This window comes from Candidatus Nanohalococcus occultus (genome assembly GCF_029207735.1).
GTDB lineage: Archaea > Nanohalarchaeota > Nanosalinia > Nanosalinales > Nanosalinaceae > Nanohalococcus > Nanohalococcus occultus.
Genome location: NZ_CP104395.1, coordinates 423186 through 444245, shown reverse-complemented (window position 1 = coordinate 444245; position 21060 = coordinate 423186). Strand labels below are relative to the sequence as shown.

Annotated in this window: 28 protein-coding genes and 3 tRNA genes; 18 read left to right on the top strand and 13 right to left on the bottom strand. The window is 47.7% G+C overall.

What is annotated here, in order from left to right:
- The first annotated feature begins 75 nt into the window (after positions 1 to 75).
- The gene (locus SVXnc_RS02415) at positions 76 to 888 is read left to right on the top strand and encodes a mechanosensitive ion channel family protein (protein ID WP_430827679.1); all 813 of its coding nucleotides are present in this window, start codon (positions 76 to 78) and stop codon (positions 886 to 888) included.
- On the opposite strand, the gene SVXnc_RS02410 is transcribed toward SVXnc_RS02415, so the two are convergent.
- A complete protein-coding gene (locus tag SVXnc_RS02410) occupies positions 885 to 1484 on the bottom strand; it encodes a TetR/AcrR family transcriptional regulator (RefSeq protein WP_347722370.1) in 600 nt (199 codons plus the stop codon). The genes SVXnc_RS02415 and SVXnc_RS02410 overlap by 4 nt on opposite strands.
- 55 nt (positions 1485 to 1539) lie before the next feature.
- Between SVXnc_RS02410 and SVXnc_RS02405 the strand changes: the two genes are divergently transcribed.
- The 4 genes from SVXnc_RS02405 to SVXnc_RS02390 all read left to right on the top strand — a co-directional run bounded on the left by SVXnc_RS02405 (position 1540) and on the right by SVXnc_RS02390 (position 6423).
- Positions 1540 to 2646, top strand: coding sequence for an MMPL family transporter (locus tag SVXnc_RS02405; protein ID WP_347722369.1), 1107 nt, complete (start codon positions 1540 to 1542; stop codon positions 2644 to 2646).
- Positions 2643 to 3827 carry an MMPL family transporter gene (locus SVXnc_RS02400; RefSeq protein WP_347722368.1) on the top strand — a complete coding sequence of 395 codons (1185 nt, stop codon included), beginning with the start codon at positions 2643 to 2645 and terminating at the stop codon, positions 3825 to 3827. Before SVXnc_RS02405 ends, SVXnc_RS02400 begins: the two co-directional genes overlap by 4 nt.
- Positions 3824 to 5038: a COG1361 S-layer family protein gene (locus tag SVXnc_RS02395; protein ID WP_347722367.1), complete on the top strand. Its 1215-nt coding sequence runs from the start codon at positions 3824 to 3826 to the stop codon at positions 5036 to 5038. The genes SVXnc_RS02400 and SVXnc_RS02395 overlap by 4 nt, the downstream gene beginning before the upstream one ends.
- A gap of 272 nt (positions 5039 to 5310) precedes the next feature.
- Positions 5311 to 6423: a TraB/GumN family protein gene (locus SVXnc_RS02390; RefSeq protein ID WP_347722366.1), complete on the top strand. Its 1113-nt coding sequence runs from the start codon at positions 5311 to 5313 to the stop codon at positions 6421 to 6423.
- Between the two features lie 4 nt (positions 6424 to 6427).
- Here the strand turns inward: SVXnc_RS02390 and SVXnc_RS02385 are convergent, their stop codons facing one another.
- Both SVXnc_RS02385 and lysS read right to left on the bottom strand, forming a co-directional pair.
- Complete coding sequence (locus SVXnc_RS02385) at positions 6428 to 7087, bottom strand: rhomboid family intramembrane serine protease (protein ID WP_347722365.1); 660 nt, start codon at positions 7085 to 7087, stop codon at positions 6428 to 6430.
- A 37-nt stretch (positions 7088 to 7124) separates the two neighbouring features.
- Positions 7125 to 8723, bottom strand: coding sequence for a lysine--tRNA ligase (lysS, locus tag SVXnc_RS02380; protein WP_347722364.1), 1599 nt, complete (start codon positions 8721 to 8723; stop codon positions 7125 to 7127).
- 155 nt (positions 8724 to 8878) lie between these two features.
- Between lysS and SVXnc_RS02375 the strand changes: the two genes are divergently transcribed.
- From SVXnc_RS02375 to SVXnc_RS02355, 5 genes are all read left to right on the top strand, one after another.
- Positions 8879 to 10072, top strand: a complete 1194-nt coding sequence (locus SVXnc_RS02375) for a site-2 protease family protein (protein WP_347722363.1) — start codon at positions 8879 to 8881, stop codon at positions 10070 to 10072.
- Entirely contained in the window at positions 10073 to 10378 is a 306-nt protein-coding gene (locus tag SVXnc_RS02370; RefSeq protein WP_347722362.1) for a 2Fe-2S iron-sulfur cluster-binding protein, read from the top strand.
- Between the two features lie 172 nt (positions 10379 to 10550).
- The gene (locus SVXnc_RS02365; RefSeq protein ID WP_347722361.1) at positions 10551 to 11684 is read left to right on the top strand and encodes an LEA/WHy family protein; all 1134 of its coding nucleotides are present in this window, start codon (positions 10551 to 10553) and stop codon (positions 11682 to 11684) included.
- An 83-nt stretch (positions 11685 to 11767) separates the two neighbouring features.
- On the top strand, positions 11768 to 11968 hold the full coding sequence (locus SVXnc_RS02360; RefSeq protein ID WP_347722360.1) for a hypothetical protein: 201 nt from the start codon (positions 11768 to 11770) through the stop codon (positions 11966 to 11968).
- A gap of 108 nt (positions 11969 to 12076) precedes the next feature.
- Positions 12077 to 12385, top strand: a complete 309-nt coding sequence (locus tag SVXnc_RS02355; protein ID WP_347722359.1) for a winged helix DNA-binding protein — start codon at positions 12077 to 12079, stop codon at positions 12383 to 12385.
- Here the strand turns inward: SVXnc_RS02355 and SVXnc_RS02350 are convergent, their stop codons facing one another.
- Entirely contained in the window at positions 12386 to 12532 is a 147-nt protein-coding gene (locus SVXnc_RS02350; protein ID WP_347722358.1) for an AbrB/MazE/SpoVT family DNA-binding domain-containing protein, read from the bottom strand.
- 187 nt (positions 12533 to 12719) lie between these two features.
- On the opposite strand from SVXnc_RS02350, the gene SVXnc_RS02345 reads away from it, so the two are divergent.
- Positions 12720 to 13691: a transcription initiation factor IIB gene (locus tag SVXnc_RS02345; RefSeq protein ID WP_347722357.1), complete on the top strand. Its 972-nt coding sequence runs from the start codon at positions 12720 to 12722 to the stop codon at positions 13689 to 13691.
- Positions 13692 to 13985 (top strand): hypothetical protein, encoded by a 294-nt coding sequence (locus SVXnc_RS02340; RefSeq protein ID WP_347722356.1) that lies wholly within the window; start codon positions 13692 to 13694, stop codon positions 13983 to 13985. It begins immediately after the preceding gene.
- Positions 13986 to 13994: 9 nt separating this feature from the next.
- Here SVXnc_RS02340 and SVXnc_RS02335 read toward each other — a convergent pair whose 3' ends face one another.
- Complete coding sequence (locus SVXnc_RS02335; RefSeq protein WP_347722355.1) at positions 13995 to 14399, bottom strand: hypothetical protein; 405 nt, start codon at positions 14397 to 14399, stop codon at positions 13995 to 13997.
- Between the two features lie 73 nt (positions 14400 to 14472).
- A tRNA-Glu gene (locus SVXnc_RS02330) sits at positions 14473 to 14547 on the bottom strand.
- A gap of 118 nt (positions 14548 to 14665) precedes the next feature.
- Here SVXnc_RS02330 and SVXnc_RS02325 point away from each other — a divergent pair.
- Genes SVXnc_RS02325 through SVXnc_RS02315 form a run of 3 tightly spaced genes read left to right on the top strand, consistent with a single transcriptional unit; the run spans position 14666 to position 15807 of the window.
- Complete coding sequence (locus SVXnc_RS02325; RefSeq protein WP_347722354.1) at positions 14666 to 15145, top strand: hypothetical protein; 480 nt, start codon at positions 14666 to 14668, stop codon at positions 15143 to 15145.
- A 34-nt stretch (positions 15146 to 15179) separates the two neighbouring features.
- Entirely contained in the window at positions 15180 to 15536 is a 357-nt protein-coding gene (locus SVXnc_RS02320) for a hypothetical protein (protein ID WP_347722353.1), read from the top strand.
- A gap of 34 nt (positions 15537 to 15570) precedes the next feature.
- On the top strand, positions 15571 to 15807 hold the full coding sequence (locus tag SVXnc_RS02315) for a DUF378 domain-containing protein (protein ID WP_347722352.1): 237 nt from the start codon (positions 15571 to 15573) through the stop codon (positions 15805 to 15807).
- Here the strand turns inward: SVXnc_RS02315 and SVXnc_RS02310 are convergent.
- From SVXnc_RS02310 to SVXnc_RS02300, 3 genes are all read right to left on the bottom strand, one after another.
- Positions 15804 to 16502, bottom strand: a complete 699-nt coding sequence (locus SVXnc_RS02310) for a hypothetical protein (protein WP_347722351.1) — start codon at positions 16500 to 16502, stop codon at positions 15804 to 15806. The genes SVXnc_RS02315 and SVXnc_RS02310 overlap by 4 nt on opposite strands.
- Before the next feature lie 20 nt (positions 16503 to 16522).
- On the bottom strand, positions 16523 to 17248 hold the full coding sequence (locus SVXnc_RS02305; protein ID WP_347722350.1) for a hypothetical protein: 726 nt from the start codon (positions 17246 to 17248) through the stop codon (positions 16523 to 16525).
- 140 nt (positions 17249 to 17388) lie between these two features.
- Positions 17389 to 17536, bottom strand: a tRNA-Ala gene (locus SVXnc_RS02300).
- Between the two features lie 55 nt (positions 17537 to 17591).
- Between SVXnc_RS02300 and SVXnc_RS02295 the strand changes: the two genes are divergently transcribed.
- Positions 17592 to 17807: a hypothetical protein gene (locus tag SVXnc_RS02295; RefSeq protein WP_347722349.1), complete on the top strand. Its 216-nt coding sequence runs from the start codon at positions 17592 to 17594 to the stop codon at positions 17805 to 17807.
- Between the two features lie 252 nt (positions 17808 to 18059).
- Positions 18060 to 18455, top strand: a complete 396-nt coding sequence (locus SVXnc_RS02290; protein ID WP_347722348.1) for a hypothetical protein — start codon at positions 18060 to 18062, stop codon at positions 18453 to 18455.
- 55 nt (positions 18456 to 18510) lie between these two features.
- On the opposite strand, the gene SVXnc_RS02285 is transcribed toward SVXnc_RS02290, so the two are convergent.
- Together SVXnc_RS02285 and SVXnc_RS02280 are read right to left on the bottom strand one after the other, a co-directional pair.
- Positions 18511 to 18584 (bottom strand) — tRNA-Ala (locus SVXnc_RS02285).
- Positions 18585 to 18611: 27 nt separating this feature from the next.
- The gene (locus SVXnc_RS02280; protein ID WP_347722347.1) at positions 18612 to 19247 is read right to left on the bottom strand and encodes a metallophosphoesterase family protein; all 636 of its coding nucleotides are present in this window, start codon (positions 19245 to 19247) and stop codon (positions 18612 to 18614) included.
- A 54-nt stretch (positions 19248 to 19301) separates the two neighbouring features.
- Here SVXnc_RS02280 and SVXnc_RS02275 point away from each other — a divergent pair, with 54 nt between their 5' ends.
- A complete protein-coding gene (locus SVXnc_RS02275; RefSeq protein WP_347722346.1) occupies positions 19302 to 19910 on the top strand; it encodes a hypothetical protein in 609 nt (202 codons plus the stop codon).
- Here SVXnc_RS02275 and SVXnc_RS02270 read toward each other — a convergent pair.
- Together SVXnc_RS02270 and SVXnc_RS02265 are read right to left on the bottom strand one after the other, a co-directional pair.
- The gene (locus SVXnc_RS02270) at positions 19904 to 20638 is read right to left on the bottom strand and encodes a 2-phosphosulfolactate phosphatase (RefSeq protein ID WP_347722345.1); all 735 of its coding nucleotides are present in this window, start codon (positions 20636 to 20638) and stop codon (positions 19904 to 19906) included. The two genes, SVXnc_RS02275 and SVXnc_RS02270, sit on opposite strands and share 7 nt — an antisense overlap.
- Positions 20639 to 20677: 39 nt before the next feature.
- Positions 20678 to 21034 carry a hypothetical protein gene (locus SVXnc_RS02265; protein WP_347722344.1) on the bottom strand — a complete coding sequence of 119 codons (357 nt, stop codon included), beginning with the start codon at positions 21032 to 21034 and terminating at the stop codon, positions 20678 to 20680.
- Positions 21035 to 21060: the final 26 nt, after the last annotated feature.

The window sequence follows — 21060 nt, the reverse complement described above, 5'->3', positions numbered from 1 at the left end:
ACTCCGTTAGTCTAAAAACACGTTATGGCAACTAATAGTACAGTTCCGGCGATTCCTTCGTCACCAGAGGCTGCGATGTCGATGTATGGACCTTTCCTTGTCGACGTCATGGCGTTTCTTACAACGCTCGTAGCGGTTTACCTGGTAGGGAACTTCCTCGTTATGAACCTGGTAAGTGGCTGGGTGAAAAAACGAGGACTGGACGAGACTATTCACGATGTAGCTGACAGCGTCGCACACATACTTGTAGTATTCGCGGCCTTCGCTATTGCTTTAACCGTTGCCGGTTTCCCAAGTTTCCTTACAGCATTCGCAACGCTGGGAGGAGCATTGGCACTGGCTATCGGTTTCGCATCACAGGAGCTGATCTCTAACTTCGTATCCGGACTCTTCATCCTGAAAGACAAGCCTTTCAAGAAAGGAGACTGGATCGAGTGGTCGAACGGATCGGGAACGGTCGATGAGATCGACTTGAGAGTTACCCGGATCAAAACGTTTGACAACGAGCTTATCACAGTTTCTAACAGCGAGCTGGCGAACAACGCGGTGAAAAACCCTGTCGCACACGATACGCTTCGTCTCAAGTTCGTCTTCGGTATCGGATACGAGGACGACATCGAGGAAGCTACCTCTATCATCATGGAGGAGGCTCGCAAGCACGATCAGATCCTTGAAGAACCCGGGCCTTCCGTTCGTTTAACGGAGCTAGGTGATTCAAGCGTAGGGCTTCAGTCCCGTATCTGGATCAAAGATCCTGCTAGAAGCGATTTCGTGAAGACTCGTTCTACCTTCGTTCAGAACGTAAAAGAGCGTTTCGACGAAGAAGGAATCGATATTCCGTATCCAAACCGGACTCTTTCCGGCAAACTGGAAGTCGAGGAGTTTTAAAGCTCCTCGTTTCCAGCCAAGCTTTCTTTCCCTTTTTTACGTTCCGAAATCTCTAATTCAGCTACTTCTTTTATAGTACTTTTAAGCTGTTTTAGACCTTTTCTATCCTGAAGCGCAATTTTCCTGTTTACCGCTCCCTCTATTAAAGATACAAGTATCTGAGCTTTCTTTTCTGGGTCGTTAGCTCCAAGTCTACGCGTTATATCGGAGACCAACTCCATGGATAGTTCATCTATCTCCCGGAATTTATCTGCTAGATCAGGATTGTAAGGCAGCTGTGCGCGGATTTCAAGCAGAGCCGTCCTGAACTCCCAGTCCTCCTCATTTTCAATACCCAGTACCATGTCAAGTAACTGGTCGAGAGCTTCTTCGGCCGGCAGATCGGAAAGTTCAGAGTACCGTGCCTCAAGGTGGTTTTTCATGCTATCGAGGAACGCCAGGATCAGGTCCTGTTTGTCATCATAATGATAGTATATCAGCGACTTTCCTTTCTCGGACTCATCGGCTATCTTCTGTATCGAGAGATCAGCATAGCCGTGTTTTGAAAGCGCCTTGTACGTCGCTTCCATTATATCGTCCTTAGAGTCAAGACCCATAACTGACTGAACGTTCGTTCAGCTTATAAGTATTGGGTCACCGAACAGTAGATGTATGAAGTCACCACTGGATATTCTCGCAAGATCTCAGCTAGATTATACAGATGAACTAATCATAGGCTGTGTTTTGCTGACGGCTGTGCTTGCGACAGGAATACCCAGCATCCAGCTCCAGACAGACTTCCAGTCAAGCCTTCCTGATTCTATAGATCCTATACAGACACAGGATACTATTCAAGCAAACTTCGGGAACTCAGATTCTATAATAGTGCTTTTCCAGACGACGGATAACGCCAAGGAAGAATCCTACGTGACTGATGTACGTGATCCACGTATGATACGTACGTTGAACTTTCTGACCTCAGAGCTTCAGAGCGAACCCGAGATTTCCTCAGTTAACTCGATGGCTTCACTGTTCGAAGACAATCCGGAATCCAAAGAAGAGGTTAAAGCTACTCTCTCGAGGACAGATGCCGGTTTTGCCAACAGAGATTACACTGCGACAACTATGTTCGTACAGCTCCGTGGAGATATGAACGAGGAGAACATCAGAGAAGCTACACAGATAATTAACCAGAATATTGATGAATCACCCCGGTATCCGGGCGTAGAGATCCAGCCAACCGGCACTCCGGTAATGCGTAACTCTCTTTCCGACGTACTGATAAACGACACCGTAACCATAATCGCAATTGCCTCAGCACTTATACTCGGACTTTTGATTCTTACAAGAGGCTTTGCGTACGGTCCAGCGACTTTCGCACCGCTTTTCATGGGTCTGATCTGGACTCTTGGCGCAATGGGTCTTTTGAACATACCTTTGACCATTGCGACGATCGCACTCGGCTCAATGCTTCTTGGCCTCGGAGTTGAGTACGGCTCATTCATCGCAGAACGAATAGTCGAGGAGACAGAGAAAAACGGCATAGAAGACGGCATAATGAAGGCTGTGCCTAACACAGGGAAGGCGGTTCTAGGATCTTCAACTACCGACCTGGTTGGTTTCCTGGCCTTACTGTTGGCTTCAATCTCCTTCATGCGAGACCTAGGGATAACACTGGCACTGGGAGAAGGGCTGACGCTGATCGCCGCACTTGTTCTGACACCGGCGCTTATCGTAAAATACGAAAGATGGGAGCTAAAACGAGGAGAAAACAAATGAACGGCAAACTAGAGAACGGAATCAGGAAATACGCAGAAACACTGTCAAACAGACCAGGAACCGTGCTTTTAGTCGCCATGATAATCACAGGCATTATAGCTGCCGGAGCCTCAAGAGTGCAGACCGAACAGCAAGGTCAGGAAGATCTTCTACCGGATTCAATGCCTTCCATCGCCGCATTCGAAGTCATAAACGCAGAGTTTTCCGGAACCGCAGGAGGTACCTCTTATACCATACTTGTTGAAGCAGATCCAAGCCACCCTAACTCCACCGAGGTACGGGATTTGAGAGATCCTAAGGCATTGAGGTACATGGAGACGGTTTCAAACGACTTGCGGTCGATGGATAAGGTATCAACAGTCTCAAGTCCCTCAAGTCTTTTCGCAGACATACCATCCAGCCAGAGAGGAGTGGAAGACACACTGGAAACGCTTGGGGAAAGCCGTTGGAGCGGTCAGATATCCACAGACTATCAGTACGCTCAGATACAGGTCTCGACCGTTGGATTGAACACCGATGAACAGATGGAGATGGCACAGGTAATCAGACAGGCTGTCGAGACAAAGGAACGACCTGCCGGACTTGAAATGAGTTATACTGGCTCTCCATACATTGACGAAGCCTTCCAGGCTCAGACACAGCAGACAATGAGTTTAACCGGTATTGTAGCACTTTTAGGTGTAACTCTGACCGTAATTATTCTGTTCCGCTCGATTTTCTACGGCCTCAACTCTTTGCTGACTCTGATATTCGGAGTTGTAGCAGGTTTCGGGCTTTTCGGATGGCTAGGGCTTAACATGAGTCCGGCTACATCCGGAGCGCTGACCATGGGCATAGGAGTTGCCATAGACTTCGGAATACAGCCAATATCACGTTACATAGAGGAAAGAGAAAACCTGGATATAAAGAAATCGGTCTCAGAGACCATACAGGGCGTTATAACACCTATGACGATCGGATTGATCGCGGCAAACATAGGGTTTATGTCTCTCAGCGTTGGAAGAGTTACATTCCTCTCAGATCTCGGCGTGCTACTAACACTTACAACTACTCTTGCTTACGTCTCAGCTTTCACCGTTATACCGTCCTCCCTGGTGCTTTACGATCGGTACTTTACGGGAGATAACGGCCGCGGGCTGAAGATCCCAGAAATTAATATTAAAGGTGACAATCAACAATGAACAACAAACAACTATTCTTATTAGGAATCACAGCCATACTGCTGGCAAGTCCAGCAATGGCCCAAACACAACAAACCAGTAGCAGAGCTACTGTAAATCTGGACACGGTTCTTCTTAACACCGATCCAGTGCCTGTTCAATCAGGTGAAGACGCACAGATAACCTTCAAAGTAGTTCACCGCGGAAGCGTTGAAGCTCAAGACGTTCAGGTAACAGTTCAGGACAGTTTTCCTTTCGAGCTTGAACCTGACGAGCAACGTACCTACGATCTCGGAACGGTGACCCCGGGCGAGGAGTACTACATCACAACCAATGTACTGGTTGCTGACAACGCTCCTGACGGAGAGAGCAACCTTCAGGCCGAGATTCAGACCCAGTCAGATGTATCGATTACACGGAACGTCCCTGTAAACGTTCAGAGCAGTGACGTCGATCTAAGTCTCGCAAATCTACAGACCTCTCCGGCAACACTTATGCCTGATACCGAGGACAATCAGATGACCGTGGAGTTAGTAAATCAGGGAGAGAAGACAGCGGAAAACGTTGTACTCAACCTTGATTTCCCGGACGTATTCGAGGAACGAAGCAGTTTCTCCTCCAGACAGTCTCTTGGAAATCTTCCTGCGGGAGAGACAAAGTCTGCGACGTTCAACTTCGATATCAGTGAGAACGCAACCAGCGGCGAGATAGAGGTCCCTGGCGCAGTCAGTTACTCGACAGGTGATGATGCCGGTACGATCGAAAAAGAGGTGAGTTTCAGCACCTACCTCGAGGGCAAGCCACAGTACGAAGTGGTAAGTATGAGTTCGGATCTGACGGTAGCCGGTTCAGGTACGATAACTGCCGAGATAGAAAACACCGGTTCCGTAGAATCAAGCTCAACACGGATCAGACTTCTGGACAACAGCGATCTACCGTTCAGCTTTGATTCTTCAAGCGAGTACATCGGAACGCTTGAACCCGGACAGACCGGCACAGCCGTCTTCCAGGTTGATGCCGAAAGCGGAGCGACCGCGAAAGACTACCTGCTTGACTTCGAACTCCGTGGAACCCACGGAACAGAGGTCTTCGTCGAAGACACAACGCTCCAGGTCGATGTTTCAGCTTCAAGCTCATCGTCCTCCGGAATCCCTCTACAGTATGCGGGACTCGGAGTTCTGATCGTTCTTGGAGGCGCAGCATTCCTGTTCAGAGAAAGGCTAGGGCTGTAAAATAGACCGGTGAGAACCCGGTCCCTCTCCAAATTATTTTTCTATATCATATATGTTGATCCGGTTGTGAACTATCGGAGTCTTTCTTATATATCGCCGGCGGGAAAACACTGGTGGGGGGAAACCAGTATGATAGATTCATCGGAGCTAAAACAGCTATCGGAGTATGTCAGCCAGTCTACACTGTTTCCGTGGAGAGAAACCTACGTCAGACCGGTATACGAGTCAAACTAGACAGACCGGTTATTAAATCTCGAACATAGATACTTGACGTGCGGAAGAAAGTAGCATTAGAAAACCGTGAGATCGAGATAGTAGGCACATCCCACGTAGCGGAAGGAAGCATACAAGAAGTAGAGAAAGCAATAGCAGAAGTACAGCCAGACTTCGTCGGCGTCGAACTAGACCAAGACAGATACAACGCACTGAAAGGCGATTCAGGCTGGAAAGACCTCGATGTAGCCGACGCTGTAAAAAACGGGAAAGGATTTCTATTACTCTTCCGACTGATTCTATCGATCTTCCAGCGGAAAGCAGGGAACTCAATGCCCGGAAAAGAGATGCTGAAAGCAGCAGAGCTAGCAGAAGACAGAGACATAGACTTAGAGCTTATAGACCAAGATATAAACACTACTTTCCAGCGAGCAAGAGACAAGCTAACTGTAAAGGAAAAATTAAAGCTCGCCGCATCCCTGGTGATCGGATCGGAAAGCATTGAAGGTCAAGACCTGCTTCAAGACGATATAATCAACAAGCTGGTAGAAGAACTCGGCGAAGAGTATCCCTCCCTCGCAGAAACCTTCCTTTACGAGAGAAACAGCTACATGGCAAACAAGATACTTGAAAAAGACTTTAACAAAGCTGTTGTAGTTGTCGGAGCCGCACACGTAGAGGGCCTGATGGATGAGCTGAAAGCAGAGGTTCGAACCACTTACACCGATCCCGAAAACTTCCCGTGGTTCAAAATTGCCACCTATGCCATACCTGCCTTCATTCTCGCCGGACTAGGTTACAGCTTCTGGAAGATCGGTATGGGCGCCGGTGCGAAAGCAACCGGTGTCTGGATAGGTCTTAATGGAACGCTTGCCGCACTAGGAGCAATAATAGCAAGAAGCCATCCACTAACTTGGCTAATAGCATTTATAGCCGCGCCACTGACCTCTTTGGACCCTGCGTTAGGCGCAGGAATGGTAGCAGCCTACGCTGAAGCCAAGTTTTACCCTCCCACCGTAGGAGAACTCGAAGAGCTATCTAAGGCAACAGAATACAGCGAACTATGGGAAAACCAAGCAGGCCGAGTGCTTTTGACCTTCGTGATAGTATCTATTGGGAGCGCGACCGCAACGTTCCTCTCAGCCGGCTACATAGCCTCAGTTATCTTCTAAAAACTTATAGCATCCATTTTTCTTCCCATTTACTTATCCGCTCCTGCCAAGAGTCCTCTTCAAGCTCTTGTTGTTCCAACTCTTCCTTTCCACTGGATCTAAGCATGTATCCGATCGGTGCGCCTGCCAGCATCCCGAAAATGTGTGCTTCGAAAGCTGTCGAGCCACCTGTAGCAGTGAGACCGGCAAACTGGATCAAAGTATAAACTGCCAGCGTAGCCCACATCGGCATCGGCACTCCCAGAGCCAGACCGATTCTACGAGGCTCGTATACCGCCAGAGCAGTCAGTATGCCGAAGGCGCCTCCGGAAGCACCGATAATACTGGTTTCCGGGAAGAATATGAAAGCCGTTAGGTTCGCAAAGATCGCTGATACCAGAAAAGTTACTAGGAAGGTTTTCCCGCTGCTTAAACGCTCGTAGATAGAACCGAAGAGCGCTAGGAAAAACACGTTGTTCAAAAGATGCTCTGGGCCGCTGTGGCCGAAAAAAGAGGTGAAAAACCTCCACCAAGGAGAGCTGGAGGCGTTGAATCCGGGATCGAAACCTGAAAACACCTGGAAAGCAAAAACTAATCCTAGAAGAACACAGAACTGCGCTGCTACCCAGCGGAATCCTTTCTCCGTCTGTTTTCTAGCGGCCGAGTAATCGTTTTTCTTTTCCATTTCAAAACCTTTTACAGAGGTTAAGACCCCTGAACTCCTAGTTTGCCTGCTCTAGGATTTTTCGGGACTGATCCTGTCCGATCGATAGAATCAGTCGGGAAAGCCTTGGGCCTTGATCCCGTCCGATCAGTACCTTGTAACAGGCTGTGAAAAACTCTCCGGTATCCAATGCGGATTCATCACGGACGTTGAAGATCTCACCGTCAAGCTCATCTTGATCGAACTCGGCTTCCTCGAGTTTTTCGGCCAAGAGAGTTACAGCTTCCTTTTCATCCTCGGTTAGATCCTCGATGATCTCGGCTGGCAGCTCCTTGTTTATCTTATAGACGTACTCATCAGGCGCATAGTCTCTGGCCCATGTCTTTGCCTTCTCGAGTCGGGTGAGAACCTGCTCGATGCCCTCTTCATCGATATCTTCCGGTACGTGACCTGTTCGTTTCAAGGACTCAATTGCCTTACCTTCCCATTCATCTTCCGGAACGGTCTGTGCGATAAAGGATGCGTGCTGGAAAGGAACTCTTACAGGCTGGGTTTCAGGTACCTCCACCATCGCCATCTCGTAGACCCGTTTCCAGTGTTCTCTCTTTTTCTCGTTTTCCAGGTTATCCGGGTTGTAATAGGTTTCCTCGATTGTATCGAACTTATCGTACCGCTGGAATACCTCTTCAGATTCGAAAGGTATCTCGAAGGCCTTGTTCGGCTTGGTATTCGAGAAAAGGAATCTGATCATTCCCGGAGTGTAGATTTTCTTCAGCTCGGAGATCGTGAATACGTCCTCTCCGCTGCTGGAAGAGATCTTCGCCCCGTCCTTGGTTACGAACTCATACATCTGATGGACCGGCGGTTCGTCCCCATAAACTTCGCGAACTATCTCGTTGGCGGTATCGCGTGAGCCTCCTGCCGCAGAGTGTTCTTTGCCTGCCGGCTCGAAGTCTACGCCTTCATAATGCCAGCGCATCGGCCAGTCAATTCTCCAGGACGGTTTAACCGAATCGTTTTCCTTGAAATCAACGGTCTGATCTTCCTCACATTCCTTACAGTAGTACTCTATTCTGTACTCGCCGTCGTAATCTTCGATCTCGGTGTAGTCTTTACCGCATTCTGTACAGTAGACTCTGAGAGGCCACCATCCGTCTTCAAGCGGTTCTTTCCTGTACTTGTCAAGTATCTCCCGGATCGTTTCCCGGCTGTTCATCGCTTTCTTGATCAGCTCGGCGTACTTCGAGGCTTTGAACATCTGGTTCTGTCGGATGAACTCCGCTTCGATGTGAAGGTCTTCGAGTTCCTCTTCTAGCTGTGCTTCGAAGTGTCCGGCATAGCTATCGTGGCAACCTTCCGGGTCAGGCACATCCGATAGTGGAAGCCCGAGGTACTGTTCCCACTCGTCTGGTACGTTGGAAGGGACTTTCCGGAAACGGTCGTAATCGTCCCACGAGTATATGAAACGGACTTTCTCTCCGCGTTCCTTCAAGGACTTGGCTACGAAGTCAGTAGTAATTATTTCACGAAAGTTACCTGCGTGTACTATTCCCGACGGAGAGATACCTGAGGCAACTACGTACTCTTCTTGATCTTCGAATTTTCTTGTGACTCCGAATGCCAGCTGGTCACTCCAAAACAGCGGTTGATCGCTCATAGAAGATCACCGCGGTTTTGTGCTAAGAAAACATTTTGATGTTTTCGTGTCCAGAGAAGTGTTTGACTCATATAATCGCATAATCCCTCTACAGTCTTATAATTCTCAGATAAGATAGCATCCTGTTTTTAAGCCTCCAACCCTGATTCGGTTACATGATTCCAGGCCTGGAACTTACGCCAAGAGAAATATTCGCACTGGTTTTCCTCGGTGCGCTAACACTGTTCCTGTACCTTGACAGGAAGAAAATCGAGAGACAACACATCCTATTTTACAGACGCACAGAGCGCGGGATAGACCTGATCGATAGCATCGCTCAGAAGTCAAAACGGTTCTGGCGTGCCTACGGATGGGCAGGAGTCGGAACAGGCATCCTATCCATGATAGTTGGAACCGTACTGTTCGGCTACACTATCTTTGATATGGTAAAGACCAGTTCTGTGGAAAACGGGCCTTCGCTTTTGCTTCCAGGTCTACAGAGCGAGGCCACTATCCAGTCAGGAGTCTCTTTCATACCTATCGAGTACTGGCTGGTTAGTATCGCAGTCTTGATGGTTGTACACGAGATGAGCCATGGAATTGTCGCACGAGCGAACGACTTCGAGCTTAACTCCGTTGGCTGGGTTATCATGGGATTCATCCCCGGTGCTTTCGTAGAGCCTAAAGGAGAGAACATGCTTCCCGGCGATAAAGCCAACCAGGACGATACCAAGGGAATGTGGGAGCAAGGCAACTGGAAACAACGCCTACAAGTACTTGGCGCCGGAAGCTTCGCGAACTACCTGACAGCAGGACTGTTCATACTCGCATACATAGGTTTCATGGGTGCGACAACAGCTCCATCCGATGTAGTTTACATAGCCGAAGACGGTCACTCGGCAGCCGCGGCTGGCATGAACAACGGCACGTTCATTCAGATCCAGGGCCAGGACATCGAGAACTTGGATGATGTGGGTGCGGCAGCCCAAGGAATTGAAGTCAACGAGTCGGTGACCATCTGGTCTTCGGAGGGCAATTTCACGTTTAACGCCGGAGAATCTCCGGACTCGGAAGGAGGACATCTCGGAGTAAGATACGGTCAAAACACGGTCGTAAAAGACGAATACGAGGCCAATAAAGGATTCATCCAGTGGATGATCTCGCTGCTTTACACCGTCTCACTGTTGAACCTGCTGATCGGACTGTTCAACATGCTTCCGTTCAAACCTCTGGACGGAGGAGTCATGCTTGAGACCATCGCAGGCCACTTCAATGAGGACTGGATCGATTACGTCAACACGTTCTCACTGATAGGCTGGGCGGTAGTACTAGGAACTCTCGCCCTATCGATCGGTGCGATGGTGGTCTAAGTGGCACACAAGATAGAGATCATCGACCGCGATACCGAAGTCGAAGCCGAGGACGGACAGACTATCCTCCAGGCTATGCTTCACGGCGGCGTCGAATGGATGCATGCCTGTGGAGGCTTCTGTAACTGTACAACCTGTCGTGTAAAGGTTGAGGAAGGAATGGATAACCTCTCGGAGATGGAGGAAAGTGAGAAAAACACTTTGCGGCGGTTCAAGGGCGATGAAGTTCTAGAAGGGCCTTTCCGCTTGTCTTGTCAGGTAAAGGTCTACGGCGATATCAAGATATCTGAACCAGAGTGGTACTAAGTGGCGGTATCCGGCAGCGAAGAAACTGGAGCTAACTCGATGTTTAACTGTTGGAACTGTGGTGGATCGATGCGGAAACATGTAGCATGTGAGCTAATCTGTGATAACTGCGGGTTCATCCGTGACTGTAGCGATCCATAGTGAGTTAAACACTTGGAAGTAAAACGTGGGTATGATCAGCTTCAAGGCCAAGGCGTTTCTAGTTATTTTAACTGCTTTATCGGGTTCCGGTTTTGCGGCTTACCAGGCAGGTATAATCTCGGTTCCGGAGTTCGGAGTAGAGGACCGTGGAGACTGGACCGAGGTATCTGACGAACGCATAGGGATCGAATCGACGGCCGGGATAGAAAATGATAATCCCGTCAGCTTCAACCTCTCCCGACTTGAGGTAAAATACAAGTTAAACATGAACGGTATCAGGCTGGCAGAAGGTCTGAAGAAAGGTATTGCTATAAGGGAAGGGAATCAAAGCCTGAAGATCGAATCCTACCTTTACCAGCAGAAAATCCCGCAGTGGTGGATATCTCACATTAGAAACGATGAACAGACAAATGTCAAGATTGATTTCAGTGTACGTAGACGAATCTTTGGTCTTCCTTTGCGGTTAAACGGGATCAGCTACTCAACCAGTATCAACACTGACCTGGAATCAACCCTGGACAAAGCCATGAAAAGCATGGAAGGCAACTACTCCGGCCCGGATATCGCAGGCATCGAAGGCACAGGAACCGAAATAAAGGTCAAAGGAGGTTCAGCAGAGTTCGGAAAAGTAACGAAAGAAAGAACCACGATAAACGCAGAGGCAGAAATAGAAAACCCTAACCCGTACCCAGTACCTACTCCTCGTTTAAGCGGAGCTATAAGCCTTAACGACGTTGACCTAGCAAACATCACATCCGGACCTATCCGTTCCCTGGACAAGACCAGGATAGATCCCGGGGAGACCGAGACACTGGAGTTCAAAGCAAGCATCGACAACCAGAAAATCGATAACTGGCTGGTAGAACACATCAAAGACGGAGAACGCTCAGGAGGCCAGATAGATCTGTTTTTAGTCTTCGAGCTTAACGGAGTTTCCTTCAAAATCCCGACCGCGAGCTGCGGTTTCAACGTCCAGACAGGGATTTTTGTGGATGGGCAGAACTCAACAAGTAGTTTCGGACAGTGCGATCTTGTGAGAACCGCTGGCACAGGCGGTAGCAGGGATTCATCCGGCAACGAACGGCAGGATTCACTGGATGCCAGGGAAAACGAGTCAGCAGACCTGAATCCGATACCCGGCGATACCGTCCCAGAGCTTCTCTAAGGACTGAAAAGCAAACTATCAGAGATTCAGACGGACAGGAAAAAGCTTTAAAAGGATTGTTATCCACTTCCAACAAGTAGCACATGAAATGCAAAGTATGTGGCAGGGATAAACAGGAGCTCGAAGAAGAGTTCGGTATCGATATAGAGATGAAAGAACACCAGGGAATGAACAAGTGTTCGAAATGTATCTCAGAATACGAGCGCGAACTTGGCGGCGACGAAGAAGCCGTACAGAACGACAGCTCTGTAGAAGGAGACTGGAAACGGAAGATTACAGCTTAAAAGCCTCTTCCGCACCTCCTAACAACTTTTTATATTCTCCCGATTGTGACATATCACAATTCAAATTAAAAGCTGGCAGGACATACTCTTTGAACGGGGGGAGACCAGATGAAGTCTAAAACACAGTCAAAGGCCAGAGAGCTATTTCTTAAGGACAAACCTACGGAGATAGCGATAGCTGTAAAGAGAAAGCCGTCTTTAAACGCCAGAAAGATCTCTGAGACAACAGATACTACATACAGCCACGCGGTCAGAGTGCTGAACAAGATGGAGAAACTGGATCTGCTTAACTCGAAGAGAAAGGGCAGAAGTAAAAAATATAGTTTAACCGAGAAAGGAGACAAGCTTTCAGAAGGGCTTATAGAGACGTTTGGAATCAGTCCAAAGGAATCCGAACTTGAAAGAAACCTAGAATAGTTACTCCCTCGGCTCTACCTTCAGCTGGTTGCTTCCAAGGATCTCGAAATCTATCTCATCGCCCTTGTGCCAGCCGAAACACTCTACGAGCCGCTTGGGGACTGTTATGTGATAACGGCCGTTACCGTCCTTTTGAAGTCGTACCATGACACAGAACCATAATCGAATTTATATAAAACAGATAGGCACAGCCGGTAGTAACATTGACAAAAACCCGTATTTTTGTATATATAAACAAAAACCGGTTTTTGAAGCCTGAGAGAGGCTAAAAGCAGGAATCAGCGATATCTCGCCGAACGAAATTATATAAATTTTTCTACTCATTAAGTAAGATATGTCAACTGAAAATACGGTTAATTCTAGCGAAGATACAATTCCAGTAAAAAGATCACAGATACAGGAAGCAAAGGGAGATGACGTCCAATGCTCTACCTGCGGTTCCACAAGATTTAGAGAGGAAGGTGGGGAAGTATACTGCCGGAAATGTGGAACAGTAGTCGATGAAGACCGTGTAGACACTTCTAAAGAGTGGAGAGCATTCAACTCCGAAGAACGCGAGGAAAAAAGACGTGTCGGAAGCCCAATCACCTTTACGAAGGCGGATAAGGGAATGGGAACAAAGATAGGCCATAACGCAGAGATGAACAAGGTCTCAGGACGTAAACGAACACAGTACTACCGTATGCGTAAATGGGACAAGAGACTGAGCAACTCACGGAGCAGAGGTCTACAACAGGCGCTGAAAGAACTACAGAGAGTTTCCAGCGATCTAAACCTTCCGGAATCTGTCTACGAGGAAGCAGCCCGTCTAACCGAGAAAGCACAGGAGGAAGGAATCATTCAGGGCCGTGGAATCGATGCGACGGTCGGAGCGCTAGTATATCTTGTCGCACGTAAACAGGATGTTCCAAGGACGCTGGAGGAAGTCGCCGAACAGGTACCTATCAAGAAGAGAAAGCTTGGAAAGGCATACAGACACACCGCCAGAGAGCTTGACATGCAGATCAAGCCAGGACGACCAGAAGACTTTATCCCGCGGTACGCATCACAGCTCGGACTTTCAGGAGAGGTCCAGGCAAAAGCTCGTGGAATCATCCAAGATGCCCGTAACACGGACGCGCTGGCAGGCCGCAGCCCTACAGGAATCGTAGCAGCATCCCTCTATATTGCCACAAAGCTTGAGGGAGAGAAACTCACACAGCGAGAGATCGCAGACGAAGTCGGAGTAACATCCGTCACCGTCAGAAAGAACTACAAGGATCTCGCAGAGTCACTAGGGATCGAGGAAGAACTCGAAAACGCCTAGATGACAGAGATACTCAAAATCGAGGCCGAAAAACAGGTTTCACAGACCTACGGCCTCAGGTACCGTATCGCCACGGTATCCTCACTTTACTTCTATGAGCTAATCTACCGATTCCCCGAGAACAGCCTACCTCATTTTACCGCAACACGCTCAACCTACGGCAAAGTCCATGAAAGCTTCTCAGGCACCACAAGATTATCTCCTAGACTCACTGACGTTCTTTTCCATGCCGAAAAGACAGTTAGAAACATAGAACACCGGTCAGAAGATGCCGAGACATCTCAGACGGCTTAAAAAGAAAAGTTAGCGGGGAAGCACAGGGCTTCTGTGAGTTCCAAAGTGATCTTCCCAGTCAACCGGCTCAACTTCCTTGTAATGTACTTTTCTACTACAGCCATCGGAGTTACAGGCTTTAATTACAAGACGGTAATCCTCTAAGACTTGAGTACCTCCCAAAGTACCTGTATAGAAATTATCGCCGTCTCTATCAACCAATGGCGTATAACTTACCTCTGTCGCTCCATTATACAAGCTAGCAGTAGCATAATCTATCCTATCCCCTTGTCCGTACTGTACGCCGAACGTTATCTCTTCTCCAGGAGATATATCTTCATTGGAGAAAAAATCAGTGTTCTGGTGTTCAGGTGTTTGAGAAATAGCGAAGGGAATCAAGCTAAGCGTTAGAAAAGTCAGTAAAGCTCTTTTCATTAAGCCATGATAAGTATAGTCCGTTTAAATAGGATATATACGTTAAAACGTAGGTTTTGATCCAGAATGTTGATGCGGTTGCCGGGATTTGAACCCGGGTCGTTGGCTCGAGAAGCCAACATGATTGACCGGACTACACTACAACCGCAGGAATCCGTATAGATTATGATCGATGACAAAGTTAATGAACCCTGATGTTCAACGGACCGCTCGACGACCTGTGCGCTCTAGTAAATATTTTATAATTGAACGATAAACACAGATTCATGGATTTTGAAGAGATCCACAAACTTGTAGACACAGCCGAAAGAACACAAGAGTTTCTCATCCACGACAGTCAACGTTACGGCAACTATCTAGATAGTTTCTACCACACAAGAGATGGAGAATGTAAGCTGGATGAGGGAAAAGCAGTCTCGAAACGTATGTTGCTTGAGGAAGCTCAGAAAATGGCAAGGACAATCGATTATCACGAAGAAATGCTTGAAAGTCTGAGAGATGCGCGTGAAAACATACCGGATACCGCAGAGTACAGAGTTATAGGAGAAAAGGAGTTTACAGGAGGCTACGAGCAACGTATTGACAATTTAGTAGAGAGCTACAACGAAATGTTTGATGACGTAATGGATACCTGTTCCCGGGCGGTCCGCGATCCTAACGTACCTGATCCAATCATGATACGGTCAATGGCTCGGACACAAAGTAACGAAGTTGATATGTCGGCCTTCGACAGGCTGCTAACATGATACGTTTTAGAGTATTGCCTCCGGTAAAGTAAGTATGAATCTTGAGAAGCTTGTACCTGATAACTACGGCCAACTTGAAAACAGCGATCTAGCTCTTTCCGAAGGACGTATCAGAAGGATTTTCCGGGAGAACATGAGCGACGAGCAAACTTTGGACGGAGATGTTCCTCACGTAGTCAACTGCGTGCTTTCCCGGATGCTCGATGAGATCGTAGAGGCCACCATGAAGGATGCGGAGATGATGCATAAAGTGAAGGAGGCTCACGTACGCAAGGCATTACAGAACATGGAGGTACAGGAAGAGTACTCGGCTCAGTCTGAGGCATTCATCAACCAGCTTAGAAGCATCTCGAAGGAGATGGAGAAAACCGCCGACAGGCTCGAAGACTAGGGGCTTTTTATCCCGCCCCGGCTAACTCTTAGCTATGAACGAGGAAGAGATACTCAGCCAGGCAAGTTTCTGGCTGGTAGTATCGGGCAGCCTGCTTATCGGACTTGAAGGACTAGGCCTGCTCGCCGGAAACCAGCTGAACCCTTTAAACATGATAACCGGCAGAATCGCAGAGACTGTCAGAACAGCTATCTACATACTTGTAGGGCTTTCCGGTCTACACCAAGCATACTTTGGCTACAGCTCGTTCAAAAAAGAGCTTGAAAACTAGGAAAGAACCGAATATATCCTTGAAAAAGTATTTTTTGAAAACAGGATGGTTACAAGCGCCGCCAAACCCGCCAGTAAAACGATTATATCTCCATCAACGTATTCAGCGAAGGCACCTACACGGCGGTCAGAAGGACTTGAGCCTCCACCGCCTTTTCTGAGTTTAGAGCTGTTTGAGATTTCTATCCCGGTTGTATCATTATCTGTTTCCGTACGGTTCTCCGATCTTTCTCTGCTGTCCCAGTCGGCACCCGTGGAACCTCCGAAGGATTCAGCTAGCAGACCCGGGAGACCTCCTCCCGTCCTCCCACCCGTGGTTTCCGAGCCGCTGGATGAACCAGAACCCTCACTCTGTACGTTAGCTTCCTGTACAGAACTCTCTGAAACCCTGGAGTCCGTGAGTACTGAGATATTGAAACGATCAGGTTTCAAGCCGAAAGACGTATTTATCAAGAGATAGATTCTGTCTTTTCCCCGTAAATCTCTAATCTGTTTTTCACTCAGCCGTATATCTATGCCTTCCGTATCAGTTTCCGCCGCATCAACTTTCAGACCCAAGGTTACGTTCTCAGATCCTGTAGCAGCTGATTCAACCTTCAAAGGTATCCTGTAATCACTTCCGGATCTAAGCTCTAAGGAAATGTTAGCTGGTTCGATTGAAACCGCTGAACAGACAGGAATCAGGGCAAGAGACATGAAAACGAGAGAAAACCGTCTTAGTTGAAACGAACGCATTCTCTCACCAGTCTTGGATGAGTCCCTGTCTCAGGATCATACAACGAATAAATACTTCCTGTAACTTCTAGAGGTCCATTAGGAAAGCTCGATTTCGTGTTAATTGAGAGGGTTCCATTCCAGGATTCATCTGGCTGAAAACGTTTTCCTTGACGGTCACCTATACACAAATGTATTTCCTGACCGCCATCTCCGTCAACATCCGAGTTACGAACCCCGAAGCACTCTCCTGATTCCTGACGCACAGTTCTGTTAAACGTCATGCTCTGATTCTCAGACCTATAACTCTCCCACCGTTTTTCAACCAGTTCAGGCTCTCCGCGTGGACCAACATCCAAACGGTATCTGTAAAGAGTTCCTTCATTCGCACGTGATATTTCCACGGACTCAAGGTGTCGCCAGGAAAGATCGGAATCTGCCCCGATCGAAATCACTTCCACAGCCGGCTGAGACCTATCATTCGCAAGATTCGAAACATTCGAGACAAGCCGGAGATCAGAACCCGAAGCCAGCTCCGTAGAGAACTCCGATCCCTCCGAACCCATACCGTAGGCAAAACCCTTTTGAACGTTAATTTCCCCGGCGGCAGTGTTTGAAAAACGGTTTGTGAGTTCCGCGCCCGCAAGACCTATCAGAGAGACTCCGAAAACAGTTAAAATCACGGCTAAAAGCTTTTTTCTAGATACAAGGTTTATACTGCTCTCCATACTATTTTCAAACATTTTTTATTCGGCTTAAACAACTAGGGATATCGCAAACAATTTAAAACAACTAAAGAAGATTGTTTAGCTACTTTAAAGAAACAAAAATCACGGAAGACTGTTCTTGTAAGCATGAAGCAGCTCTATGGACTCTCTGGGATTTGAACCCAGGGCCTTCTGCTATTCCTGAACCAGTTCCGTCATCCGACAGGCATTCGCTGAATGCCTGATTGCGTGCGAACCGAGCGTAACCAGTTCTGCGAAGCAGACGTTCTGCCGCTGAACTAAGAGCCCTCTAAACAGGTTAGATAGGTTAACTGTTTTTATGTTTCCGGTAGGCTGTAGAGGTATGGAAGACAAGGCTGAGAAACTGATCCGCTACCTTGTAGCCACGAACATGGCAGGTTTGCTGACAGCCATAGCCTTCTACCTTATAGAAGGAGTTATAACCGGGATAATCGGTTTCATAATCGGCCTAATGAGTTCAGCCATACTTATACGTAGAAAGAATTCTCGTAAAGGAAGCGCAGGGATACTCGAAGAACTACATAACAACAAGGCTTAATTACGGTACATCACATCTTTGTTCCTGTAACAATAAGGATACCTATACGCCCACATAACATGTATATGAAACCAAGTTACAGAGACTTTGAGACCGAGTTAGAAGCGTTAAACGGCGAAAAACCAAGTTTCAAGGCTCCGAAAAAGATCAAGAGGAAGGTCAAAATATAGACGCCCTCAAGAACAAGTCTCCCAAAAAACCGTGTATTACGACGTAATATTTAAATAGTAATACGAAGTAATACACACTGTTATGTCTAAAGGCCAACCAAGAGATTTCCATAAAACAAGTCTGAACGCGGAAAACTACACCAGCGAAGACTTAATCCACGATATTGAAAACGCAGTAGGCTATACCTCGCCTCCAGAGATCTTAGACGGCGAACTGGATGAAGGCGATTTTACAGCAAGAGATGCGGTAAAAGGCCTGGAAGCTATGTACGAGAGTATGTTTGAAAAGATGCCAGAAGCCGTCGCCGATATAATATACGAGGAAAACCCTGGCTCAATGAAATCAAAGGAAAACAGACAGTACGACTGGGCTGCTATGGACGAGGAGCTTTCAGGCCTAGCACAGGAAGGCAGTCTCGAAGTGAAATCAGTAAGGCCGGAAAGCTGGAACCGAGTTACCGTCTACTCGCTCCAGTGACGGCCATCAAATACTATACGGCATCTAAAATCGCTTCGAACAAACAAGCGTCTTATGGACTCTTCGGGATTTGAACCCGAGGCCTCTTCCCTGCCAAGGAAGCGTTCCGCCAGGCTGAACTAAGAGCCCTAACAATTACCAAATGGAGGGAACTCTTTATACGAGTTGGACTTCCTCGTAACTTTCGACGCCGCCATCGTCGCCGATTGTCACGCTCCATGCTTTGCCGGTTTCATCCGCTGCTGCGTTCAAAACAGTTGTATCCATCAACGAATCCTTCCCGAAGTCCTCGTGTACGTGTCCGTGGACCCATAGAGATGGTTTCTCTCTCATGATGATCTCTCTGAACTCCTTGAACCCTATCCTTTTACCGGAGTGGATCTTGTCGTTGAGTCTGTGCGGCGGGTAGTGCGATCCGATTATTACCTTGCTGGAATCGCCTTCGTAATCTTCCAGGACTTCTCTTACCTCGTTTTTCACGTTCTCCGGGAAGTCTCCGCCTATCAGAATTACCTTGTACTCTCCTCCGTCGATGTCAGCATCCAGGAAGTTGTATACCGGGACCGATTCATCGTCCAGGAACTCGTTGTCGAAAAACATATCGCGGTTTCCTGTACAGCCGATCGCAGGGATATCAATTTTAGCCATCAGGTCCTCTGCGAACTCCATGTCCATGAAGTCTCCTAGATTTATGAAAAGATCGTAGTCTCCGTTGTTAGCTTCCTTTATCGCTGCTTCCTTCAGTTCCTCACTTGCGTGGAAGTCGCTGGTGAAAAGGATTTTCAGTGCCATGATTAAGCAAAGATAATCAACGCTTTTTAAACGATCGGCTGAGTTTCCTAACCTATGAACGTAGAGAAAATTGAAGACTGGTTCGGTGGAAAACTGGATGTTCTCAGCGACGGATCGGAGTACCCAATCTTTCTGGTTGCTATAGGCGAAAAGCCTGCGGCATTGACGATGAACGTCGATGATCGGCAGGAAAAAACCCTGCGAGAACTGTGTTCAGAACTGGATTTAGCGATTAAGGTTTCCGAAGGCAGGGTCTCGAAACCCGGTGTGGCGGTTGGGAACCGCCCGGAACACGACCAGCGATGTGCTTTCATCACGAACGATGAGTCCCGGATGGAGATTTTAGAAAATTCTTCTGGCCGGTTTTACGGGTTTTCGGATGAGGCTGTCGGCAGGTTCCTTGGATTCCCGGATTCTGCTATAGAGTTCTTCGAGGAAAACGAACAGCCCGGCATGGTCTCGAAAAAAGCAGTTATGGAAAAGGATCCGGACGGCAAAAAATTCCTGGCGCTTACAACCTTCATTCCAGCCCCTGAATCATTAAAAGAGGCCGTAGAGATAGGAAAAAGAAGAAAAGATGAGCTGGAAAGTTTCGACAGAGAAAACAACAGTTCTCTGGGCGAAGAATTCATCCAGCGGCGTTTTGAAGGCAGTCTTTACTGAAACCGGATTGGATCCGAACCGTTCTTTACCGGCACGACCTTGGAACCATCTAAGTTCTTGATATGGTTTTCTAGGTCTTTCCTGCGTCGGTCCGGAATGTCGTCATAGTAAGCTTCCGTGGCATCGGTTATCACCTCTAAGAGATTGTTTTCCAGCTCTTCTGTAACCTCTCCTTCCATATGCGCGGAAATCAGGTATGCTCCGAGGTAATCTTCCATAATCTCCTCTCCGCGGCGTCCGCAGGCAATAATATAGACAGGTTTATCCGATTCCTTGAGGTATTCGGCTGTTGTCTTGGCGTTAACTGTCGATCCTATAACTGTCTCGGCTCCTTCACTGGTTGCTTGCTCGATTAGATGTACTGTTTCCGCTCCGTTAGTCGAGGTCAGACCTACTGAGCGATCTTCCAGCTCGAGTTCCTCTACGAAGCTCGGCGAGTTGAACAGATCGTAGCCGTCTTTAGCGCCATAGCTTTCGTCTCTTTCCCCTCCGAGAAGCGATACCTCGGTCTCATCTTTTTCCTTAAGTTCTCTGTATACAACTAGCTGGTCTGCTCCGCCTTCAAGTATCTCAACAGAAGTTGTTGAAAAGTACATCACATCAACTACAACGTAAACTGCTTCGGGCAGTTCTTCGGGTAAGTCTTCTTTTCTGCGTACAATTTCTACGTTCTCAGGTGTTGTAAGGTCTCCAAATACTTTTTTCGCTGGCTCTCTAGGATCGCTCATCACCTGCTTATTCTAAAAGAACTGATTTATTGTTTTTCTCTAGTTTTCCTGCTTCCAGAAACTTTCTATCTCAAAGCTATCCTGAAGAACTTCCTCGATAAGTTTCAAACGCTCGATGTCAACGTCTTTAGGCATGTAACGGCTTTTCGAACTCGATGTCCGGGACTCGACGACTTCAAGCTCCTCTAAAACGTTTAGACCGGAGCCTGCCGATGAAGCCGTGATAGGGAAACGATCGGAGATCTTAGAAGACGTGAAAGAAAGCCCCTGGCGTACAGCGAAGTATCTGATGGCTGCTCTGAAAACATAGAAGTTTTTGGTCAGAACCTGGAAGCTTCGCTCGTTCATGTCCTTGGATCTGACAACATCCTGTTTAATCTCCTGATACTCCGACATACCATGAAATTGTAGGCACACCTATT